The sequence below is a fragment of the Glycomyces sp. NPDC021274 genome (assembly GCF_040641195.1).
In the GTDB taxonomy this organism is placed as follows: Bacteria; Actinomycetota; Actinomycetes; order Mycobacteriales; family Micromonosporaceae; genus Glycomyces.
Genome location: NZ_JBFADC010000038.1, coordinates 1 through 2799, shown reverse-complemented (window position 1 = coordinate 2799; position 2799 = coordinate 1). Strand labels below are relative to the sequence as shown.

4 protein-coding genes, 2 tRNA genes and 2 rRNA genes are annotated in these 2799 nt (G+C 64.4%); all 8 read left to right on the top strand.

The genetic code is table 11. From position 1 onward, the window contains the following. A 23S ribosomal RNA gene (locus AB0I03_RS26330) occupies nt 1-462 on the top strand; the annotation flags it as partial. Between the two features lie 71 nt (nt 463-533). After that, a 5S ribosomal RNA gene (gene rrf, locus AB0I03_RS26325) occupies nt 534-650 on the top strand. A gap of 115 nt (nt 651-765) precedes the next feature. Then, a complete protein-coding gene (locus AB0I03_RS26320) occupies nt 766-1443 on the top strand; it encodes a DegT/DnrJ/EryC1/StrS family aminotransferase (RefSeq protein ID WP_360417292.1) in 678 nt (225 codons plus the stop codon). A gap of 58 nt (nt 1444-1501) precedes the next feature. Next, nucleotides 1502-1574 (top strand) — tRNA-Thr (locus AB0I03_RS26315). A 47-nt stretch (nt 1575-1621) separates the two neighbouring features. Continuing rightward, nucleotides 1622-1694: transfer RNA gene (locus AB0I03_RS26310), tRNA-Met, on the top strand. 88 nt (nt 1695-1782) lie between these two features. Further along, complete coding sequence (gene rpmG, locus AB0I03_RS26305) at nt 1783-1947, top strand: 50S ribosomal protein L33 (protein WP_004571794.1); 165 nt, start codon at nt 1783-1785, stop codon at nt 1945-1947. 85 nt (nt 1948-2032) lie between these two features. Then, entirely contained in the window at nt 2033-2485 is a 453-nt protein-coding gene (locus AB0I03_RS26300) for a MaoC family dehydratase N-terminal domain-containing protein (RefSeq protein WP_360417290.1), read from the top strand. A gap of 1 nt (nt 2486) precedes the next feature. Then, a partial coding sequence (locus AB0I03_RS26295) for a MaoC family dehydratase (RefSeq protein ID WP_360417288.1) occupies nt 2487-2799 on the top strand: 313 nt, incomplete at its 3' end.

The window sequence follows — 2799 nt, the reverse complement described above, 5'->3', positions numbered from 1 at the left end:
ACCCCGGGGATAACAGGCTGATCTTCCCCAAGAGTCCATATCGACGGGATGGTTTGGCACCTCGATGTCGGCTCGTCGCATCCTGGGGCTGGAGTCGGTCCCAAGGGTTGGGCTGTTCGCCCATTAAAGCGGTACGCGAGCTGGGTTTAGAACGTCGTGAGACAGTTCGGTCCCTATCCGCTGCGCGCGTAGGAGTCTTGAGAAGGGCTGTCCCTAGTACGAGAGGACCGGGACGGACGGACCTCTGGTGTGCCAGTTGTTCTGCCAAGGGCATGGCTGGTTGGCTACGTTCGGAAAGGATAACCGCTGAAAGCATCTAAGCGGGAAGCCTGCTTCGAGATGAGGGCTCCCACCCACTTGATGGGGTAAGGCTCCCAGTAGATGACTGGGTTGATAGGCCAGATATGGAAGCGCCGTAAGGTGTGGAGTTGACTGGTACTAATAGGCCGAGGGCTTGTCCTCAGTTGCTCGCGTCCACTGTGTTGGTTCTGAAGCCACGAACAGACCAACGGTTGTTCATAGTTTCATAGTGTTTCGGTGGTTATAGCGTTAGGGAAACGCCCGGTTACATTTCGAACCCGGAAGCTAAGCCTTTCAGCGCCGATGGTACTGCAGGGGGGACCCTGTGGGAGAGTAGGACGCCGCCGAACTATCATTCAGCTCCGGTCCCTGAACCTTCTGGTTCAGGGACCGGAGCTTTTTTGTTAGGGGTTTGCAGTCTTGGACGTAACGTGACGTTCAACTGTCCTGGACATGCTCCGCGGCATGGGGACAGTGGGAACGCTCAGGTCGGCCGGTGTCCGTGCTGGTGACGAGGTGGTGGTGCCGGCCTACGGCAGTGCCGAAGTCGCCCGGGCCGTCGTGGAGTTGGGGGCCGTGCCGGTGTTCGCCGACGTGGATGCCGAGAGCTACTGCCTGGATCCGGCGGCGGTGGCGGATGTGGTGACCCGGCAGACCGCCGCGGTGGTGGCGGTGCACCGGTTCGGGCGGCCGGCGGACGTGGCGTGGATGCGTGAAGTCGGCCAGCGACACGGGCTGTTGGTGCTGGTCGAGGACGAGCCCGGGGTGCGGCCGGAGGAGGCGGAGCTGCGGCGCGAGCACGCCAGGTATCTGGACGGACGGCTGAGCGGGGTGCGGACGCCGGTGCCCGCGGCCGGGCACAGCTATGAGCGGTATGTGGTGCGGGTGCCGGGGAACGGGCGGCCGGACCGGGACGCGTTCGCACGGGCCTTGCGAGCCAAGGGAGTTGGCTGCAAGGTGCCGGTGCAGACGCCGGTGTACCGGATGCCGGGGCTGCGGCGGGATGTCTTTCTGCCGGAGACCGAGCGGGCGGTCGACGAGACGTTGGGGCTGCCGGTGGATGCCGGAATGACGCGGCGTGAGGTGCAGCGGATGGCGGCGGCCTGCAATGCGCTGGGGGGATTGCTGCAACCGGCTTTCTAGGGCGGTGGGGCCGGTTCGGAAACAGTGCGGGAGTGGGGTAGTATTTATCTCGTTGCCGGCCCCAATAGCTCAGTCGGCAGAGCGTCTCCATGGTAAGGAGAAGGTCTACGGTTCGATTCCGTATTGGGGCTCTGATGTGTGAGGTACCTCGTCCTCGGATGGGGGACTCGCTCATCGCAGCGGTGTAGCTCAGTCGGTAGAGCAAGCGGCTCATAATCGCTGTGTCACCGGTTCAAGTCCGGTCACCGCTACTGACAGTAGCCGATTGTGGGGTCGGTCCTCCGGTCGGCTACTCTTCTATGCGTTCAATACACTATCCGTCCGTCAAGGAGCACTCACGTGGCTGCCACCGACGTCCGCCCGAAGATCACGCTGGCCTGCGTGGAGTGCAAGGAGCGGAACTACATCACCAAGAAGAACCGGCGCAACGACCCGGACCGCCTTGAGATGAAGAAGCACTGCCCGCGCTGCAACGCGCACACCGCGCACCGCGAGACGCGATAACTCAGGCTCGTCTGTGAGGCCGTCCCCATTTCCTGGGGGCGGCCTCGCGGCATTAGCACCGTCAGTTCAGGGAGGTTGCGAGCCCATGGCGCTCGACCAGTCATTCGTCGGACGCACGTACCCGCCCACCGACCCGTACGAGGTCGGGCGGGAAAAGATCCGCGAATTCGCCGAGGCGATCGGTGACACCAACCCCGCCTACACGGACACCGAAGCCGCCAAAGCACTCGGTCACCCCGATGTGATCGCGCCGCCGACTTTTGTGTTTGCCATCACATTCAAGGCTGCCGGGCTGGTCGTCGCGGATCCGCAACTCGGCCTGGACTACAGCCGGGTGGTGCACGGCGACCAGAAGTTCGCCTACCGGCGTCCGGTGCGCGCCGGCGACCGGCTGACTGTGACCTCCACCATCGAAGCGATCCGGTCCATGGCCGGCAACGAGGTCATCGACATCCGTGGCGAGGTGCACGACGAGGCCGGCGAGCACGTTGTGACCGCCCTCACCAAGCTCGTCGCCCGGCCCGTTGAGGAGTCCTGAGATGACCGCGAAGATTGCCTACGACGACGTCGAGGTCGGCACCGAACTCCCCGCGCAGACCTTCCCTGTGACCCGCGCCACGCTCGTCCAGTACGCCGGCGCCTCCGGGGACTTCAACCCGATCCACTGGAACGAGAAGTTCGCCAAGGAGGTCGGACTGCCGGACGTCATCGCGCACGGCATGTTCACCATGGCCTCGGCGGTCCGGGTGGTCACCGACTGGGTCGGCGACCCGGGCGCGGTCGCCGAGTACGGCGTGCGCTTCACCAAGCCCGTCGTGGTGCCCAACGACGGGACCGGTGCGCTGATCGAGG

Excerpts from the sequence above, each read along its gene's own strand:
- AB0I03_RS26300 (WP_360417290.1), top strand. The coding sequence starts at position 2,033 with ATGGCGCTCGACCAGTCATTCGTCGGACGCACGTACCCGCCCACCGAC.
- AB0I03_RS26320 (WP_360417292.1), top strand. The coding sequence starts at position 766 with ATGGGGACAGTGGGAACGCTCAGGTCGGCCGGTGTCCGTGCTGGTGAC.